The organism is Ruegeria sp. YS9 (genome assembly GCF_024628725.1).
Taxonomy (GTDB): domain Bacteria; phylum Pseudomonadota; class Alphaproteobacteria; order Rhodobacterales; family Rhodobacteraceae; genus Ruegeria; species Ruegeria atlantica_C.
This window is the reverse complement of the sequence record NZ_CP102409.1, coordinates 1,789,094-1,806,170: the sequence shown is the minus strand read 5'-3', so window position 1 is coordinate 1,806,170 and position 17,077 is coordinate 1,789,094. Positions and strand designations below refer to the sequence as shown.

Below are 17,077 nucleotides of genomic sequence, written 5' to 3'. Positions count from 1 at the left end.
TCCGTTCGCGACATGTGTCTTGCGTTCGACAAAAAAAAGCCCCCGAGATTTTCGGAGGCGCATGGGTTCGATTATGGTTTACCGTTACCGGCCCATGCGCGTGGTTCCTACGATTACGACTAGCGTTCTCATCGCCAGAGGCTCCTTTTTGCTTGGAGGCGACATTATGGTCGGGGGGAAGGGGCGTCAACAGGCAATTGCACCAGTTTTCTATCTCAGCAGCGGTATTTTGCGACATTTTATTGCGCAGATTGCCGCATGTCGGGAATTTCCGGGAATTCGGTGTGTGAATTGGCCGTTTTGTGCACGGATCAGGCGGTCTGAAAGCGTCAGGCCGATGTCCGAAACGGGCATGATCATTACTTTTTTCTGCGCCACGCTGAGCGTGCAGGGGGCAAAACCCGGAGGCTTAGAATGTTGCAGGACCTGGTTGATCTTGGCCGCTATCCAATCGATCGCCCCGATTCACCGGCTTATGATCGGCTGATCGAGGATTTGAGACGCGAATTGGAGCAGGATGGATGTGCTGTTCTGCCTGGTTTCGTGCACGACGCAGGGGTCAAGCTACTGGTGCAAGAAGCCGAGGGGGTGGCACCCAAGGCGCATCGGTCCTTCAACAGAACCAACGCCTATTTCACGAAGGACGATCCAAGGCTTGGCATCGCCCATCCGATCCGCCGGTTCTATGATCGTTCGAACGCCTTTGTTCCGGCCGACAATCTTTCGAAATCCGGCCCGCTGCGGCGCATTTACGAGTTCGACGGTTTTCTTCCCTTTGTCCGCGATGCCCTGAATGAACCCGAAGACCGTTTTTTTCGTTACGATGATCCATTGGCGGATGTGATCATCAATGTCGTGGAGGAAGGGCAGGGCTTTCCCTGGCATTTCGACACCAACAACTACACCGTGACGCTGGCCATCCAGAACGCAGAGACGGGCGGCGCGTTCGAGTACGCGCCCAACCTGCGCACGGCAGAGGATGAAAACTTTGATCTCGTGGCTGCGGTTCTCGATGGGAACATGGGGCGCGTTCGCCGGTTGGATCTGCGGCCGGGGGATTTGCAGATATTCAAGGGCCGGTATTCACTGCACAGGGTTGCTCCGGTCAGAGGCAAGCGCCGCCGTTATGTCGGCATCTTTTCCTTTGTCGAGGCTGAAGGCATGTGTGGCGGTGTGGAACGGACGCAGCAATTGTATGGCCGCGTTTTGCCGCATCACTACAAGCGCGCGGGGCTTCGAAAGGATCAATTGCTGGATTGAGTGGTCAACCTCGGTACAATGCATCTGTTTCCTGTCCGGAGAGTCAGATGCCCAAGATTTTGCAGCTTACACCATTTGTGTTGTGCTCGTCCCTGAAGGACCAGATCGACTTCTATTGTGATCGCCTTGGGTTCACCTGTGGGTTCACGCAAGACAATTATGCCTTTTTGAAACGTGGTCCTGTTGCGATCCGCCTTTTGGAGTGCCCACCCCGGGATGACGGCAAGCCATTGGGTGATGAACACTCCTTCTATATCGATGTTGAAGATATTGATGGGCTTTATGACAGCCTGCGCGACCGATTGGCCGATCTGCCCGAAGGCCGTGTCAGGCCGCCGTTCAATCAGCCCTATAATCAGCGTGAATTCCACGTTCTGGACGAAGACGGGACATTGGTTTTTTTCGGAGAAGGTCTTTGACCCGGCGGGTACCGCTCCCGCCCGTCGTCCACACGCCTGCGGCGTGTATCCTCTGGTTGGGCCGGGCAGCGCTGCGCGCTGCGGGCGCGTGCAGATCAGAAACCGACGCCAGTGCCTTGCAGTACGCCGTGTTCCAACGCGTAGCGTGTCAGCCCGGCGGTTGAAGAGATGCCAAGCTTGCGCTTGATATTCTTGCGGTGCGTTTCGACCGTCCGCACGGAAATATCCAGCGTTTGCGCAACTTCCTTGTTGGATTTGCCCTGCGCCAGTTCCAGCAGAATGGTCTGTTCACGTCCGGTCAGCGCTTCGCGCGTGGTGTCGCCCTTGGGTTTCAATGATCCGCTGGCGCCTGTGCACAGATACTGTTCACCCCGCATCACCGCGTCGATGGCCTGCTTGATCTCATCAGTGGGCACATCCTTGAGCACATATCCTTTGGCACCGTGGCTGAGCGCGGTCGATATGTATTCCGGGCTGTCATGCATCGACAGGATCAGGATGCGCGTTTCCGGCAATCGTTCCAGGATGATTTCCGTGGCGCTGAGACCGCCGAGGCCGGGCATGTTCAGATCCATCAGGATCACATCCGGGGCAAGGTCAACAGCCTGATCCACTGCCGCCTGTCCGCTGCCAAGCGTACCGACAACTTGGATCTCATCATAGCTTTCAAGGATGGACTGGATGCCCTCGGCCACCATTGGATGGTCGTCGACGATAAGAACTCGGATGCTTTCGGCGCTCATGTGCCGGCCTTTCGGTTCGGGGTTGCGTCTTCCTGCGGTGGCAGAAGGTGGCTCAGCGGCAGGCTGACTTCGATGACGGTGCCGCCACGCGGTCCGCGTGATGACAGAATGCGCAGGGACCCGTCAAGCTGTTCGATGCGCTCTTGCATGTTGCGCAACCCGATCCCGGTGCTGGGGGTACCCGGATCGGTCCGCATGCCCCGGCCATTGTCGGTGATCCGCATGGTTGCCCCTTTCTTGTGCCCGCGCAGGTCTATCGTAACATGCGTGGCGCCCGAGTGGCGCTCGATATTGGTCAGCGCTTCCTGGGCAATGCGATACAGGGCAATCTTGCTGTCCTGATCCAGCCGGTTGCGGAATACCACGGTCGAGAATTCCGTCTCGATCCCGGTGCGGTCCCGGAAATCGTCGGTCAGGGCTTTCAGCGCGGGCCCAAGGCCCAGATCGTCCAGTGCGCCGGGGCGCAGGTCGCGACTGATGCGGCGGACCTCGGTGATGGCAGTGCCAAGATGGTCAATCCCTTTGTCCAGCGGATCGCGCGCGCCCGCATCATCGCCACGGGACAGGCGGCGCCGCGCGTTGTCCAGCGCGTAACGTACACCGACCAGAATCTGGCTGATGCCGTCATGCAGTTCACGGGCAACCCGGCCTCGTTCTTCTTCCTGCGCATCAAAGACGCGCTGGGTCAGTTCCTTCAGCTTGGCGTCCGCAAGTCTGCGCTCGCGGATGTTCAGCAGCATGCCCGATGCAAAGACGATGAGCACCGCCGCCACGACGATCGCGCCGATATACATGAAAGTGCGCTGAACGCGGGCCTCGACTTCGGCCCTTGCATTGGCCACCGTTGCGACGATGTCGTCGATGAAGACACCGGTCCCCACGACCCAGCGCCAGTCTTGAAGCCCGACGACATAGGCGATCATCTGCGCCTCTTCCCCGGTCGAAGGCTTCTGCCACATGAAGCTGTGCCAACCAGCCCCCTGGCGGGCGAGGCGGATGAACTCGTCAACGATCGGGGTACCATCGCTGTCCGTCAGCCCCTCCCAGTTTCGATTGATGAACTGCGTCTGGCGCGGGCTGACCAGATTGTTGCCGTCATAATCGTAGACAAAGAAGAACCCATCCTGACCATAGATCATTGCCGACAGGATCTGGGACACGAGGTTTTTTGCGACCTCGTCATCAGGCTCGGCCCGGCCATAGATGTACGCGAACCCGTTGCGGGCCTGTGTCACGTAGTTGCGCAGCTCTTCCTTCTTGGCTTCGATCAGGCTGCGTTCCAGCGCTTCGATCTCACGCTCGGCGGTCGCGCGGGCCTCGTAGGTGACAAGCATGGCAATTGCCGCCACGGCCACGACCAGCGGGATTGCCGCCACCAGCGACAATTTCTGCGCATAGGTCAGCGAGACCAGATGTCGGAGTCTTTGCATGGACGAATCGATACGCAAGCAGCGGCGAAAATGCAAAAAGATTGGGCTTTGTCCGGCAAATACGATGATGATCATCTTAACTGCTGGGCTTCACCGCCCGATTTCTGGTCGAAAAAAGCAAAGAAATCGATTCTCTACGCAGTAGTAGGTATTCCCTTTCACTTCGGCCACATTAGGCTGACGCGCACTGAATGCGACAGGTCCGGTTCTGCCGGACCGTGACTATGAAGGGGAGGAACACTCATATGGATCGTCGTTCATTTCTGAAAAAATCCGCGCTGGGCGGCTCGGCGGCTGCGGCAACTGCTTTGGCAGCACCGGCTTATGCGCAGGGACAGCGTACTCTGACCATGGTGACCTCGTGGGGTCGTGGTCTGGCGGGTGTGTTTGACAGCGCGCAGCGGTGTGCCGACAGCATCAACGCCATGTCGGATGGCAGCCTGAATGTTGAAATCAAGGCAGCGGGCGAGCTGGTTGGCGCGTTCGAAGTATTTGACGCCGTGTCGTCAGGTCAGGCCGACATGTATCACGCGGCCGACTATTACTTTGTGGGTCAGCACCCGGGCTATGCGTTCTTCACGGCCGTGCCTTTCGGTATGACGGCACAGGAACTGGTGAACTGGTACTATCATGACGGCGGGATGGAGCTGCATGACGAGCTGGGCGAAATCTTTGGCCTGAAGTCCTTCCTGGCCGGCAACACCGGTGCGCAGGCGGGTGGCTGGTACTCGAAAGAGATCAACAGCCCCGAAGACTTCAACGGTCTGAAGTTCCGTATGCCGGGCCTGGGTGGTAAAGCACTGGGTAAACTGGGCGCATCGGTCCAGAACATTCCGGGGTCGGAAGTGTATCAGGCGCTGTCGTCCGGCGCGATCGACGGTACCGAGTGGATCGGTCCGTGGGCGGACGAAAAAGCCGGTTTCCAGGAAATCACCAAGACCTACTACACTGCGGGCTTCCACGAGCCGGGTGCAGGTCTGTCGCTGGCGACCAACCGTGACGTGTTCAACGAATTGACCCCGGCACAGCAGAAGATTATTGAGATCGCTGCCGCCGAGGCGCACCAGTGGAACCTGGCGCAGTTCCTGGCCAACAATGGCGCAGCACTGCAGCGTCTGCAGGCCGGTGGTGTCAAGGTTCTGGAATTCCCGGACAGTGTCTGGGACGCGTTTGGTCAGGCAAGCCAGGAAGTTCTGGACGAGAACATGGGCGATGAGCTGTTCAAGAAGATCCATGACAGCGCAATGACGTCGATGGCTGCTTCGTCTGCCTGGAACAACCTGTCGTCGGGTGTCTACACTGCTCAGCGTGACCGTGTTCGCGGCTAAGCCTTTCTGATCCAAGGACAACCGGTTCCCCCGCGCGGCGGGGGAACCTTTCCCGTTGCGCTTGAAGACTTGGGCAAGCAACAATAATCCATGCGCAACTGAGACGACCTGGGGACAACATGCAGGACGAAAACGGTATCTCGTTCTTCGGCGCCCTGTGGAATGGACTGGTCTGGTTCATTCAGAGCATTGCCGAAGCCTTCTATAATTTCGGATACGCCATCACGCATCCGCAGCTCTGGCTGGACTGGTCCGACAAGGCGTCGATCATGCGCTTTGTCTATTATGGCGGTTCGGTCGAGTTCTTCTTTGTGGTGTTCACGTTCTTTCTGGTTCTGACGGCCATCGGGCTGTACTACCGGAATTTCATGTGGGCCATCGTGCGGGGCCTTGAGGGGTTTGCCAACACCACCGGGCGCTTCTTTGCCTGGGCGGGGCTTCTGATGGTGATCCAGCAGATCGTGATCGTTTTCATGCAGCGGGTCTTTACCAGACCCGATATGTCGTTTGGTTTGGGTATTCCGTTCCAGATGGACATCAGCTGGTTCGCGGAAGAACTGAAGCTTTACAACGCGATGGTTGTCTGCCTGTGCTGTACCTACACATTCGTGCAGGGTGGGCATGTCCGCGTTGACCTCATCTATGCCGGCATCAGCCACCGGGCCAAACGGGTGGTGGATATGTGTGGTGCGGTTTTGTTCATGATGCCCATGGCCGTCCTGACCTGGATGTATGGCTGGTACTTCATGTGGCGGCACCTGATCGTGCCGAAACCTTCGGCCAGTGACACGCTGGACCGACTGGTGGCCAAGTCCCGTGCGCTGCGCTGGAACGTGGAAACCATTGGGTTCAGCCCCAACGGATTCAACGCCTACTTCCTGTTCAAGATCTTGCTGGTGGCCTTTGCGGCCATGGTGTTCCTGCACGCAATCGCATTCCTGTACCGGTCGTATCTGGAATACGTGGAAGGGCCGGAAAGCACCGGAAAATACCTCGACAAGGACAGCCTTGGTGAGGGTGAAGAAGCCTATGAAGGCGCACATTAGGGACGGAGACCCAGACTATGTTGTTCGGACTTGATGGCGTCGAGATAGGCCTCATTATCGTATTCTTCTGCCTCTTCGGAGGCATCCTTTCCGGCTTCCCGGTGGCCTTTGCCATCGGCGGCGCCGGAGTGATTTCCTTTGGGATCATCGCTGCACTGGACAGTGCCGGGCTGTTGATCCACCAGGCAATCGACACAGGCTCGCAAGCCTATCGGGATATTGTAAATTCCGGGGTAAAACCTGATGTCATATCGGTATTCCGATACCCGGATTTGCCAAGGATAGCCGAGCCGGTCTTTGTCTCTGGCTGGGAAACCGCGCTGGACCGCAACGTGTCGTTCATCGTGAACCGCATGAACGAGCGCGTACTGGCAGGGCAGTCCATTGAGACCCTGTTGGCCGTGCTGATGTTCGTTCTGATGGGGATCACGCTGGAACGCTCCAAGATCGCGAACGATCTGCTGACGACGATGGCGCGCGTCTTTGGACCGCTTCCGGGTGGTCTGGCCGTGTCCATCGTGGTTGTGGGGGCGTTCTTGGCGGCCTCTACCGGCATCGTCGGCGCGACCGTGGTGACCATGGGCCTGCTGGCCTTGCCGACCATGCTGCGAAACAACTACTCGCCCGAGCTTGCCACGGGTGTGATCGCGGCGTCGGGGACGCTGGGGCAGATCATTCCGCCGTCTATCGTGATCGTTCTGCTTGGCACATTGGCGGGTGATCTGTATTCCACGGCGCAAGAGACACGGGCTGTCGAGGCCGGCTGCACCGATGCACTGACCTATCTGGGGGAGCCCGCGGTTGTCTCGGTCGGAACCTTGTTCCAGGCGGCGCTTTTGCCGGGGATCCTTCTGGCGCTGCTCTATGCGTTGTATGCCTTTGGCTATGCGCTGCTGAATCCACACAAGGCACCTGCCGTTGCAATGTCGGGTGGCTCCGGTGAGCCGATCACCCGTTCTGAAGGTCTGACCTGGCTGCTGGGCGCACCGGTTGCGTTGATCGTCGGCGCGGTTTTGCTGGGCAATGTCGGCGTGATCGGCAGCCAGAGCGTCTCGGTCTCGGCTTTCTCGGATATCGGGCAGGGCGCATCGCTGCGTACCAACGTGTCGGAAGAATGCAAGGCTTCGATGATCGATCTGCATGGTCAGGCCGCCTGGGATCAGGCCGTCGCCGAGCAGGAAGCCATTGATGCCGCCGGCGGTGCGGCTGAATCTCACCGCCTGACCGAAGAAGAACTGACCGTCGCAAAACAGGAGATGATCGCATCTGCCGCGCCAATTGGCACAGGTGTCGCGATCACCGTCGTGCTGTTGGGTCTTACCCTGGTGCTGGGCCGTGGCATCGCCCCTTCGCGTGCGCCACAGCCGCTTATCGTTGGTGCGATTGGTCTGCTGCTTATGGTATTGGTCGATATCCTGCTGATCTCGCCCACAACATCTTCGGGGGCAACGTTCCTGTTGCTCGCGTTGCCCTTCGCACTGACCATGTATGGTTGCAGGGAAGCCGCGGCGCGATGTGCGACCAATGACCTGATCCGCGTGGTCTTCCCGCCACTGGTTCTGATCATCGCGGTTCTGGGCTCGATCCTGGGCGGTGTGACCAACCCGACGCCGGCGGCGGCGCTGGGGGCGGGTGGCGCCATCATGCTGGCGGCCTATCGCAAGCTTCAGGACCAGGGGCGATCGGGCAAGGTGATCATCTGGTCGACCTTTGCCGTGATCATCGCCTTGCTGATGGGGGTGAACTTTGACCTGCGGGTCAATCAGGGCAATGTGACCTTGGAGACCTGGATCGCCTTCATCATCGCGTATGCAGCCTATCTGTATGCCTTGTTCGGGCTGCTGTTCGGGTGCTGGGTGCTGTATTCAAGCGGAGTTCTGACCCCGGTGGTGCGCGAGACGGCCAAGGTGACCTCGATGGTGTTTACCATCCTGATCGGATCGCAATTGCTGAACCTGGTGGTGATCTCGTTCGGAGGGGAGCACTATATCCAGCAATTCCTGAAGAGTTTTGACAACGAATTCACGGTCTTCCTGATCGTGATGCTGGTGTTGTTCATTCTGGGATTCGTGCTGGATTTCCTCGAGATCATCTACATCGTGATCCCCATCGTGGGGCCGGTGATCTATGGCGGGTCGTTCGACCCGAAATGGGTGACGATCATGGTGGCGGTGAACCTGCAAACATCCTTCCTGACACCACCGTTCGGGTTCGCGTTGTTCTATCTGCGGGGGGTTGCGCCGAAGGAAGTGACGACGGGCCATATCTATCGCGGGATCATACCGTTTGTTCTGATCCAGGTGGTGGGGATCGCAATCCTGTGGTTCTTCCCGGCGATTGTCACGATCGTGCCGGACCTGATCCCGAACTGATCCGGACCATCAATATGCAAAAGGGGACCTTGGGGCCCCAGCCCCTGTCGGTAAATGTTGAAAATGCGGCCAACAGTGGCCGCATTTTTTACTTAGCAGGCTAAATGAATGTCTAATCAATCATCGAGGACGCGGCCAAGAGCCTTCTTCGCAGCCGTTGCTCTCTTCTTCAGAGTAGCAATTTCCAGTTCGATGGCCGTTAGATCATTCATTGCCTTCTCGACATCGGTTCCGTTTAAGAGAGTCGGCATGCGAGCAATGCTCTCGATATCGCCTCCTGTGACACCTCCATCGTGCCCTTGGAGGATACCAAGGCGGTGCTTACAAGCTGTCCGCTTCCGCCCTGCGGGACAAGTGCAAGTGCACGTAAGATTTGTTCCTTCTCGAACAACGCTCACATGGTAGATTTCCCCGGTGGATGATGAAGCTACTTCAAAAGAAAACTGTTCTGCCATCAATTTTTCCTTGCCTAATAATTTGTTGTATGAAGACAGCTCATTTCGCCCCAGAGGAGAAAGCTTCTTCTGTAGTTCAGCCGACCGGTCATCGAAAGTATCTTCGAGGCACCTTTTTGAATAGCTTGCCTTTGGAAGCCGACCAAGTGCTTGGTTCAATGAAAGAAGCTGGCCGCAGAGCGGCCAGCCGAATATCTTATCAACATTTAACGTCAGGGGTTGGGCCTTGGGGCTCCCTTTTTCTTGATTGTTGGGGGGAAGGGGCCAGCCCCTTCTTGCCCTGCGGCCAATTCATCCCCGGGATATTTTGGGCCAGATGAAGAAGCGGATCAGGTGAATTGGATCAGGTCCCAGCGGTTGCCATAAGGATCGCGCCAGACGGCGACAGTGCCATAGGATTCACTGCGGGGATCTTCTTCGAAATGGACCCCGTTGGCACGCATCTGTGAGTAGTCGCGGTGGAAATCATCGGTTTGCAGGAAGAATCCGACGCGGCCACCGGTCTGGCTGCCTATGGCGGCGCGCTGTTCAGGCCCGTCGGCCTTGGCCAGAAGAAGGGCGCTGCCGTCTGAACCCGGCGGGGCGATCAGGACCCAGCGTTTTCCGCCTCCGAGATCTATATCCTTCAAGAGCTTGAAACGGAGTTTTCCTGTGTAAAACGAGATGGCTTCATCGCAGTCCGGCACCACGAGGGTGACGGCGTGCAGGTTCTGTTTCATGGGGTGGTCAGCCCTTGGTCGGGTGGCGGTCGGGAAGCTGGATATTGGCCACCTGCTCGGCAATCGGAGCGGTGGACAGGGGGTGCCGTGAGGAAGCGCAGAAGGTATCAGGATCCGTGATCTTTTGCCATTCGCCCTGAACATAGGCCTCAAGCCCGGAGAATTTTGCCTTGTAGCCCATCTTGGGGCTGCCGGGGACCCAATAGCCCAAGTAGATATAGGGCAGGCCCGCTTCACGCGCGATCTCGATATGGTCCAGGATCATATAGGTGCCCAGAGAATTCTGAGGCTGGTTCGGATCGTAGAAGGAATAAACCATGCTCAGCCCATCATCGAGCACATCGGTCAGGCTGACAGCAATCAGGTCGCCGGTTTCCGGATCTGCATATTCCACCACGCGGCTTCGAATCGGCGTTTCTTCGATCATTGCCGCAAACTCGAACACGTCCATGTCGGCCATGCCGCCGTCGGCGTGCCGGGTATCAAGATAGCGGCGGAACAGCTCATACTGCTCGTCCGTGGCCCAGGGCGACGTGGCACGGCGTTGCAGATATCCGTTGCGTTTCACCGCGCGTTTCTGGCTTTTTGTCGGGCGGAACGCCGAGACGTCGATCCGGGCGGACAGGCAGGCTGCGCAATCTGTGCAGGAGGGGCGGTAGAGTACATTCTGCGACCGGCGAAACCCCTGCTGTGACAGGGAATTGTTCAGCTGTTCCGCGCCTTCGCCCTGGAGCGCGGTGAACAGCTTACGCTCCATCCTGCCGTCGAGATAAGGGCAGGGTTGCGGGGCCGTGACATAGAATTGTGGCGCAATTGGCAGCGTGTGTCGCATGAAGTTCCCAGGTAGCCTCGGGTGGGATGATAGCAACCGTTCCCGAGGCCGCCAAGTGTTTCACGCAACCGCGTGTCAGGCCCGTCGATTGATCATGACCGTGCCCAGAAAACTGTCGGTCAGGCCCTGGCCGCGGGCGCTGGTCAGCATCATGATCACCGAGATGATCTGAATCACAGCGAACGCCATGCTGACGAAATAGCCTGCAGTGTGGGCGATGGCCTTGCCCATATCCATCCGCTCTCCGAATGCGTCGCGCAATTCGATTCCCATGAACCGCATGCCCAGTGTGGCCGAGCCGTTGGTGATGGTTACTACGCGATAGACAAAGCTGATGACGGCATAGATCACGGCCAGAAAAAACAGACCGAGGCCTGCGCTCAACAGGATCGCCACCGTGCAGAGCAGCGAGATGAAGGCGACATCAAACAACCACGCGACAAAGCGTTTGCTTGTCACTGAGTTGTAGAATTCTGGTTGGGTATCCGGGTCGGGCAGGTGGTTCATTCGTCAGGTCCGAAAAAAAGGGTCAGGGTACCCTGTCCCGGAATGCCGGGACAGGGCAAGGTCAATCAGGCAGGCGTGGCTTTGCCGTCGTCTTCATGGTTCTCGCGGGCGCGTTCGTCCATGAACTCGTCGAATTCGGCCTTGTCCTTGGCATCACGCAGGCGGCGCAGGAACGCCTCGAAGTCCTGCTGTTCGCGTTCAAGGCGGGCCAGTGTATCTGCCTTGTAGGCGTCAAATGCGCTGTTGCCGGACGGCTTCATCGCGCTCATGTGGCTGTGCCAGGATTTGCGGCGGTTGCAGGATTTGCTGAACATGCGTTTGCTCCAGATCATGTAAGCCAGAAGGGCCAGGCCAACCGGCCAGAAAAAGATGAAACCAAGGACCATGGCGGCGATCCAGGCCCCTTTGCCTTTGTCATCCAGCCAGGCCTCGATTCGATAAAGCCATCCCGGATTCGCGGGGACGGCGGGGTCGGACAATGCGGTCATTTGAGCTCTCCAGGGTTGATGTAAACTCTTTTCACATTGATTAGATGGGGTCGTGGGCGGGGGTTGCAAGGGGTCGATGTAAAAAAGATTTACATTCAGCAATTCGGTTGACGATGAACGTCATCAGCCGCAGGTTGCGGAAATGGATATGACGGAACACAAAACGGCACCTGCGCTGAGTGAGATTCTGAATTTGGAAAAGCAGGTCTGGATGGCGCTGGTCGACGGCAACGCTAGCGCGGACCGGGCCTTGCTGAGCGCGGATTTTCTTGGGGTCTATCCGACTGGATTTGCCAATCGTGACGATCATGTCGGCCAATTTGCAGATGCGCCGACGATGGCCGAGTTCGAATTGAGCGACGAGAGATTGCGAGTTCTGACGCCGGATATCGTCCTGTTGTCCTACATGGCCGATTACCTGCGCCCGGGTGCGACAACGCGCGAGGCGATGCTGATTTCTTCTTTGTGGGAACGCAGAAACGACGTTTGGGTCAACAGTTTCAGTCAGGACACGCCGGTTCAGAACACCTGATCAGAATGCCCCATTGACGATCACGCGCCGCGATGCGCAGTTTGCGCCCATGACAGACGCTCTTGCCATTACACGACTTCCGCGTGCTTTCGATCCATTCCTGGGCGACGAAGCGCGGGCCCTGCTGCCTGATATGCCGGCCGAGATGGCGGAATTGGTGGCGGGCACCGCCGGTTCGAGCCCCTATCTGAAAGGTCTGATCGAACAAGAGAAAGACTGGCTGCCCGAGGCCCTGATGCGCCCGGATCAGGCATTGGCTGACGTCATGGCTGCCGCGCGTGATCTGCCGCCGGATCAGTTGAAACCCGGATTGCGGCAGGCCAAGCGGCGTATGGCTCTGCTCACGGCGTTGGCCGATATTGCAGGTGCGTGGCCATTGAAGAAGGTCACGGCGGCCCTGACCGATTTCGGTGCGCTGGCCGCCGATGTTGCGGCCAAGGCCGAGATCGCAACACTGATCCGGCGCAAGAAGCTGCCGGGTATGACCGAGGAAGATGTCGAAACCGCAGCCGGGTTGGTCATCCTGGCGATGGGAAAGATGGGCGCGCATGAGCTGAACTACAGCTCGGACATCGATCTGATCGTCCTGTTCGATGAAACGCGCTTTGACCCCGATGACTTTTACGAGGCCCGGCACGGTATGGTTCGGGCCACGCGCAACTTTTGTGCGACGTTGAGCGAAAAGACGGCGGACGGCTATGTCTTCCGCACGGATCTGAGGTTGCGCCCCGATCCCGCCGTGACACCGGTTTGCATGGCGATGGAGGCCGCTGAGCGGTATTACGAAAGCCTCGGTCGTACGTGGGAGCGGGCCGCTTATATCAAGGCACGGCCCTGTGCCGGAGATCTGGCTGCGGGGCAGCGTTTCCTTGACGGCCTGCGCCCCTTTGTCTGGCGCCGCCATCTGGATTTTGCCGCCATTCAGGACGCCCATGACATGCGCCTGCGCATCCGCGAAAACAAAGGCACCGGAGGGTCTTTGTCGATCCCCGGTCACGACATGAAACTGGGGCAGGGCGGTATCCGTGAGATCGAGTTTTTCACGCAAACCCGCCAGTTGATCGCCGGCGGGCGAGACGCTGACCTGCGGGTGCGCGGTACGGTTTCGGGGCTTGCGGCGCTGGCCTCCAAAGGATGGGTGCCGCAGGATGTGGCGGACAAGCTGACCGATCATTACCGCGCGCACCGCGAAGTCGAACACCGCATCCAGATGATTCATGACGCACAGACCCACAAGGTGCCGAGTTCGCCTGACGGGATCGAACGCGTTGCCTGTCTGATGGGGATCAGCAGTGCCGAGTTGACGCAAGACCTGACAAATCGCCTGACCGAGGTGCATGAGTTGACCGAAGGATTCTTTGCCCCCGGACCTGGTGCGGCACCGGTCCAAGTGCAGGATGTGGAATTCGACAAAAGCGTTTTGGCCCGCTGGACGACATACCCGGCCCTGAGGTCCCAGCGCGGCGCGCGGATTTTCGAACGTCTGCGGCCCGAGCTGTTGTCGCGTCTTGCCAAAACCGCAAAGCCCGATGAAGCGCTGATGGCTTTGGACGGGTTCCTGGCGGGCCTGCCAGCCGGGGTGCAGCTGTTTTCGCTGTTCGAGGCGAATCCGCAACTGATCGACTTGTTGATCGATATCGTTGGCACGTCGCATGCTCTGGCCTCGCACCTGTCGCGCAACGCGTCGGTGTTTGACGCGGTGATCGGGGGCAGTTTCTTTGCGGATTGGCCCGGGCAAGAGGCGTTGCAAGCGGAATTGACGCAGGCTTTGTCGGAAGAAACGGATTATGAAACCCAGCTTGATCTTGCACGGCGCTGGTGCAAGGAATGGCATTTCCGGGTTGGTGTGCATCACCTGCGCGGCCTGATCGACGGGGCGCAGGCAGGCCAGCAATATGCCGAACTGGCACAATCGGTCATTGCGGCCATCCTGCCGCATGTCACCGACAATTTCGCCCGCAAACACGGCCCCGCACCGGGGCGCGGTGCTGCTGTGCTTGGGATGGGGTCGCTGGGGGCAGGCCGGATCAACTCGCAATCCGATCTGGACATGATCGTGATCTACGATCCGCTGGATCAGGACATGTCCGAGGGTCCGCGCCCTTTGGCCACGCGCACCTACTACGCGCGGTTCACGCAGGCTCTGATCACGGCACTGTCCGCGCCGATGTCGCAGGGACGCTTGTATGAGGTCGATATGCGGCTGCGCCCTTCGGGAAATCAGGGGCCGGTCGCGACCAGTTGGGCCAGCTTTGTCAATTATCAGCGGAACGAAGCCTGGGTGTGGGAGCATCTGGCCCTGACCCGCGCGCATGTTGTCGCCGGAGACGTCGGGCTGGCCGAGGAAATCGAAGCCTTCCGTACCGAGTTTCTGTCGCACCCGCGAGAGGGGGACAAAGTGCTGCGCGACGTGGCCGAAATGCGGTCGCGTCTGGCCGCGGCCAAGGCGCCCGCCGGCATATGGGACGCCAAGAACGGCCCCGGCCGATTGATGGATATCGAGTTGATGGCCGAAACCGGCGCCTTGCTGGCCGGGTCCGCACAGCGTGATGTGTCCTCTGGTCTGGATGGTGCCGTCGCAGACGGTTTGCTGGATGTCGCGCAGGCGCAATCTCTGAAAGACTGCTATGACTTATGCTGGTCCGTGCAATGCGCGGCGCGGCTGCTGTCGGGCAAGGCGATCGAAGCCGACAAGATCGGCGAAGGCGGAACTGCTTTTTTGTGCCGTGCCACCGGGTTCGAACAGGTCGAGGCGTTGCAGGCGGCATTGCTGGAGAGTTATACGACCGCAGCCGATCTGATCGGGGGCGTGATCAAGGGGGAAGAAGATGGCGCGCAGCAGTGATCCCAACGACCATAAGGGTCTGATCCGCGAAGCCTATCGAATCGAGGGCATAACCCTGCCGGAATGCCGCAGCATCTTTCTGGACTGGGCACTCAGCCTTCCCGCAGATCGCGACCAGAACACGGCGCTGGCAGAACTGCACGCGGGCTATGCCAAGCAGAACCCCGATCACCCGATGACGCAGGTTCTGACCGAAGGCCTTCAGACGGCTCGGGCACCGAAACGACGTGGCGGCTGGCGTTCCCGCAACCGCTAGGGCTTTCCCACCGGCGCGTTCAGGACTATGAGGGCGCCATGACTCAATCTGCCGACCGCCCCCGTATCCGCCTTAAACCAAAAGCCAATGCGCGCGGCCTGCGCCATGGCTTCCCGTGGGTCTACGCCAATGACATCGTCACCGACCGCCGCACCCGCAAGATTCCAGCGGGCGCTTTGGCCGTGCTCGAAGACGACAAACGCGCGCCCATCGCGCTGGTCGCGGTCAATCCCGCGTCCAAGATCATGTGCCGGGTGCTGGATCGTGACATCGACGCGCAGCTTGACGCGGCGTGGTTCGAGAGCCGTTTGCAGCGCGCCCTTGATCTGCGAGAAAACCTGTTCGACGCCCCGTATTACCGCTTGATCCATGCCGAAGCGGACGGCTTCCCCGGCGTCATCATCGATCGCTTTGGCGAGGCCTGCGTCATTCAACCAAACGCGGCCTGGGCCGAGGCGCACCTGGACCTGCTGACAGAGGCTCTGGTCAAAGTCACAGGCGTGACCACGGTGCTGAAGAACGCCTCGGGCCGCACGCGCGGGCTGGAGGGGCTGGACGACGTCAATCAAGTATTGTGCGGAACTGCGCCCGATGCACCCCTGCCGGTGCCGATGAATGGTGCCACCTACATGGCGGATCTGACCGGTGGTCAGAAGACCGGGCTGTTTTATGACCAGCGCCCCAACCACGCCTTTGCCGCGCGCCTGGTTCATCCCGATGCGCAGGTATTGGACGTGTTCAGCCATGTGGGCGGTTTCGGTCTGGCGATGCTTGCAGGCGGTGCGGTGCAGGCATTGTCCGTCGATGGCTCAGCCGCCGCGCTCGACCTGGCAAAAAAAGGAGCCGAGGCGTCGGGCCTTGCTGAAAAGTTCCAGACCCGGCAGGGCGACGCGTTCGAGGTTCTGACTCAACTGGGCGAAGAAGGCGCGCGATTTGACGTGGTGATCTGCGATCCGCCCGCGTTTGCGCCGTCCAGACAAGCGCTGGATGCGGGTCTGCGCGCGTATGAACGTGTCGCAAGACTGGCGGCGCCGCTGGTCAAACCCGGTGGTTATCTTGGCCTGTGTTCGTGTTCGCACGCCGCTGATCTGGGCCGTTTTCGTGATGCGTCTTCCCGTGGGATTGGCCGCGCCGGGCGCCAAGCCCAACTGATCCACACCGGCTTTGCAGGCCCCGATCACCCGCAACTGCCGCAACTGGCGGAAAGCGGCTATCTCAAAGCGGTGTTCTATCGCCTATGAAAGCCGTGCTCGACACCTGCGTCATCTATCCCACGGTAATGCGCGAGATGCTCTTGGGCGCTGCCCGCCTGGGCCATTTCACTCCGATCTGGTCCGCGCGCATCCTCGAAGAATGGGCCCGCGCCGCGCGCAAGCTGGGCCCGACGGGCGAGGCGCAAGCCCGCGCCGAAATCGTGCTGACACAAGCCAACTGGCCGGACGCCGAACGGACTGCGAACGCAGGCCTGAACGACCGTCTTTGGCTTCCGGATGCCGCCGATATCCACGTGCTGGCGACGGCGATCGCCGCGTCCGCCGATATGATCGTCACGGTGAACGCCAAGGATTTTCCCAAAAACATATTGGCGGAAGAAGGCCTGGACCGCCGAGACCCCGACAGCCTGCTGCATGGTTTCTGGCAAGCTGATCCAAAGGGTATGAACATGCTCGCGGCTCAGGTCCTTGCCGAGGCCAGCCGCCTCTCGGGCGACCAATGGACCCTGCGCGCACTGATGAAAAAGGCCCGGCTACCACGCCTTGGCAAAGCCCTGAGCGCCTGAGCGGGACCCCTTTCATCTGGCTAAAAATATTCCGGAGAGCGCGAGAGGCTGGCCTCTCGCTGCGC

Annotated in this window: 17 protein-coding genes; 10 read left to right on the top strand and 7 right to left on the bottom strand. The window is 59.3% G+C overall.

Going from position 1 to position 17,077, the window contains the following annotated elements; all coding sequences use genetic code 11:
* Positions 1 to 414 precede the first annotated feature (414 nt).
* On the top strand, positions 415 to 1,260 hold the full coding sequence (locus tag NOR97_RS09195; RefSeq protein WP_257598909.1) for a hypothetical protein: 846 nt from the start codon (positions 415 to 417) through the stop codon (positions 1,258 to 1,260).
* A 47-nt stretch (positions 1,261 to 1,307) separates the two neighbouring features.
* Positions 1,308 to 1,679 carry a VOC family protein gene (locus NOR97_RS09190; RefSeq protein WP_152458269.1) on the top strand — a complete coding sequence of 124 codons (372 nt, stop codon included), beginning with the start codon at positions 1,308 to 1,310 and terminating at the stop codon, positions 1,677 to 1,679.
* A gap of 95 nt (positions 1,680 to 1,774) precedes the next feature.
* Here the strand turns inward: NOR97_RS09190 and NOR97_RS09185 are convergent, their stop codons facing one another.
* Both NOR97_RS09185 and NOR97_RS09180 read right to left on the bottom strand, forming a co-directional pair.
* The gene (locus NOR97_RS09185) at positions 1,775 to 2,422 is read right to left on the bottom strand and encodes a response regulator transcription factor (protein ID WP_257598908.1); all 648 of its coding nucleotides are present in this window, start codon (positions 2,420 to 2,422) and stop codon (positions 1,775 to 1,777) included.
* Positions 2,419 to 3,852 (bottom strand): cache domain-containing protein, encoded by a 1,434-nt coding sequence (locus NOR97_RS09180; protein WP_257598907.1) that lies wholly within the window; start codon positions 3,850 to 3,852, stop codon positions 2,419 to 2,421. The genes NOR97_RS09185 and NOR97_RS09180 overlap by 4 nt, the downstream gene beginning before the upstream one ends.
* A gap of 245 nt (positions 3,853 to 4,097) precedes the next feature.
* Here NOR97_RS09180 and NOR97_RS09175 point away from each other — a divergent pair, with 245 nt between their 5' ends.
* The 3 genes from NOR97_RS09175 to NOR97_RS09165 all read left to right on the top strand — a co-directional run bounded on the left by NOR97_RS09175 (position 4,098) and on the right by NOR97_RS09165 (position 8,598).
* On the top strand, positions 4,098 to 5,180 hold the full coding sequence (locus tag NOR97_RS09175; RefSeq protein ID WP_117868673.1) for a TRAP transporter substrate-binding protein: 1,083 nt from the start codon (positions 4,098 to 4,100) through the stop codon (positions 5,178 to 5,180).
* A gap of 119 nt (positions 5,181 to 5,299) precedes the next feature.
* Entirely contained in the window at positions 5,300 to 6,226 is a 927-nt protein-coding gene (locus tag NOR97_RS09170; protein WP_257598906.1) for a TRAP transporter small permease subunit, read from the top strand.
* Between the two features lie 17 nt (positions 6,227 to 6,243).
* Positions 6,244 to 8,598: a TRAP transporter large permease subunit gene (locus NOR97_RS09165; protein WP_170343986.1), complete on the top strand. Its 2,355-nt coding sequence runs from the start codon at positions 6,244 to 6,246 to the stop codon at positions 8,596 to 8,598.
* Between the two features lie 116 nt (positions 8,599 to 8,714).
* Here the strand turns inward: NOR97_RS09165 and NOR97_RS09160 are convergent, their stop codons facing one another.
* The 5 genes from NOR97_RS09160 to NOR97_RS09140 all read right to left on the bottom strand — a co-directional run bounded on the left by NOR97_RS09160 (position 8,715) and on the right by NOR97_RS09140 (position 11,599).
* Positions 8,715 to 9,212 (bottom strand): SWIM zinc finger family protein, encoded by a 498-nt coding sequence (locus NOR97_RS09160; RefSeq protein ID WP_257598905.1) that lies wholly within the window; start codon positions 9,210 to 9,212, stop codon positions 8,715 to 8,717.
* 170 nt (positions 9,213 to 9,382) lie between these two features.
* Positions 9,383 to 9,772, bottom strand: coding sequence for a VOC family protein (locus tag NOR97_RS09155; RefSeq protein ID WP_257598904.1), 390 nt, complete (start codon positions 9,770 to 9,772; stop codon positions 9,383 to 9,385).
* Positions 9,773 to 9,779: 7 nt separating this feature from the next.
* A complete protein-coding gene (locus tag NOR97_RS09150) occupies positions 9,780 to 10,604 on the bottom strand; it encodes an arginyltransferase (RefSeq protein WP_257598903.1) in 825 nt (274 codons plus the stop codon).
* Positions 10,605 to 10,679: 75 nt separating this feature from the next.
* On the bottom strand, positions 10,680 to 11,111 hold the full coding sequence (locus tag NOR97_RS09145; protein ID WP_170343989.1) for an RDD family protein: 432 nt from the start codon (positions 11,109 to 11,111) through the stop codon (positions 10,680 to 10,682).
* A 65-nt stretch (positions 11,112 to 11,176) separates the two neighbouring features.
* Positions 11,177 to 11,599: a DUF2852 domain-containing protein gene (locus tag NOR97_RS09140; protein ID WP_170343990.1), complete on the bottom strand. Its 423-nt coding sequence runs from the start codon at positions 11,597 to 11,599 to the stop codon at positions 11,177 to 11,179.
* A gap of 148 nt (positions 11,600 to 11,747) precedes the next feature.
* Here NOR97_RS09140 and NOR97_RS09135 point away from each other — a divergent pair, with 148 nt between their 5' ends.
* Genes NOR97_RS09135 through NOR97_RS09115 form a run of 5 tightly spaced genes read left to right on the top strand, consistent with a single transcriptional unit; the run spans position 11,748 to position 17,012 of the window.
* Positions 11,748 to 12,131 carry a nuclear transport factor 2 family protein gene (locus NOR97_RS09135; protein WP_257598902.1) on the top strand — a complete coding sequence of 128 codons (384 nt, stop codon included), beginning with the start codon at positions 11,748 to 11,750 and terminating at the stop codon, positions 12,129 to 12,131.
* 49 nt (positions 12,132 to 12,180) lie between these two features.
* Positions 12,181 to 14,976 carry a glutamine-synthetase adenylyltransferase gene (locus tag NOR97_RS09130; protein WP_257598901.1) on the top strand — a complete coding sequence of 932 codons (2,796 nt, stop codon included), beginning with the start codon at positions 12,181 to 12,183 and terminating at the stop codon, positions 14,974 to 14,976.
* Positions 14,960 to 15,232 carry a hypothetical protein gene (locus NOR97_RS09125; RefSeq protein WP_257598900.1) on the top strand — a complete coding sequence of 91 codons (273 nt, stop codon included), beginning with the start codon at positions 14,960 to 14,962 and terminating at the stop codon, positions 15,230 to 15,232. Before NOR97_RS09130 ends, NOR97_RS09125 begins: the two co-directional genes overlap by 17 nt.
* 38 nt (positions 15,233 to 15,270) lie before the next feature.
* Entirely contained in the window at positions 15,271 to 16,473 is a 1,203-nt protein-coding gene (locus NOR97_RS09120; protein WP_257598899.1) for an RSP_2647 family RNA methyltransferase, read from the top strand.
* Complete coding sequence (locus NOR97_RS09115) at positions 16,470 to 17,012, top strand: RSP_2648 family PIN domain-containing protein (protein WP_257598898.1); 543 nt, start codon at positions 16,470 to 16,472, stop codon at positions 17,010 to 17,012. The genes NOR97_RS09120 and NOR97_RS09115 overlap by 4 nt, the downstream gene beginning before the upstream one ends.
* Positions 17,013 to 17,077 lie beyond the last annotated feature (65 nt).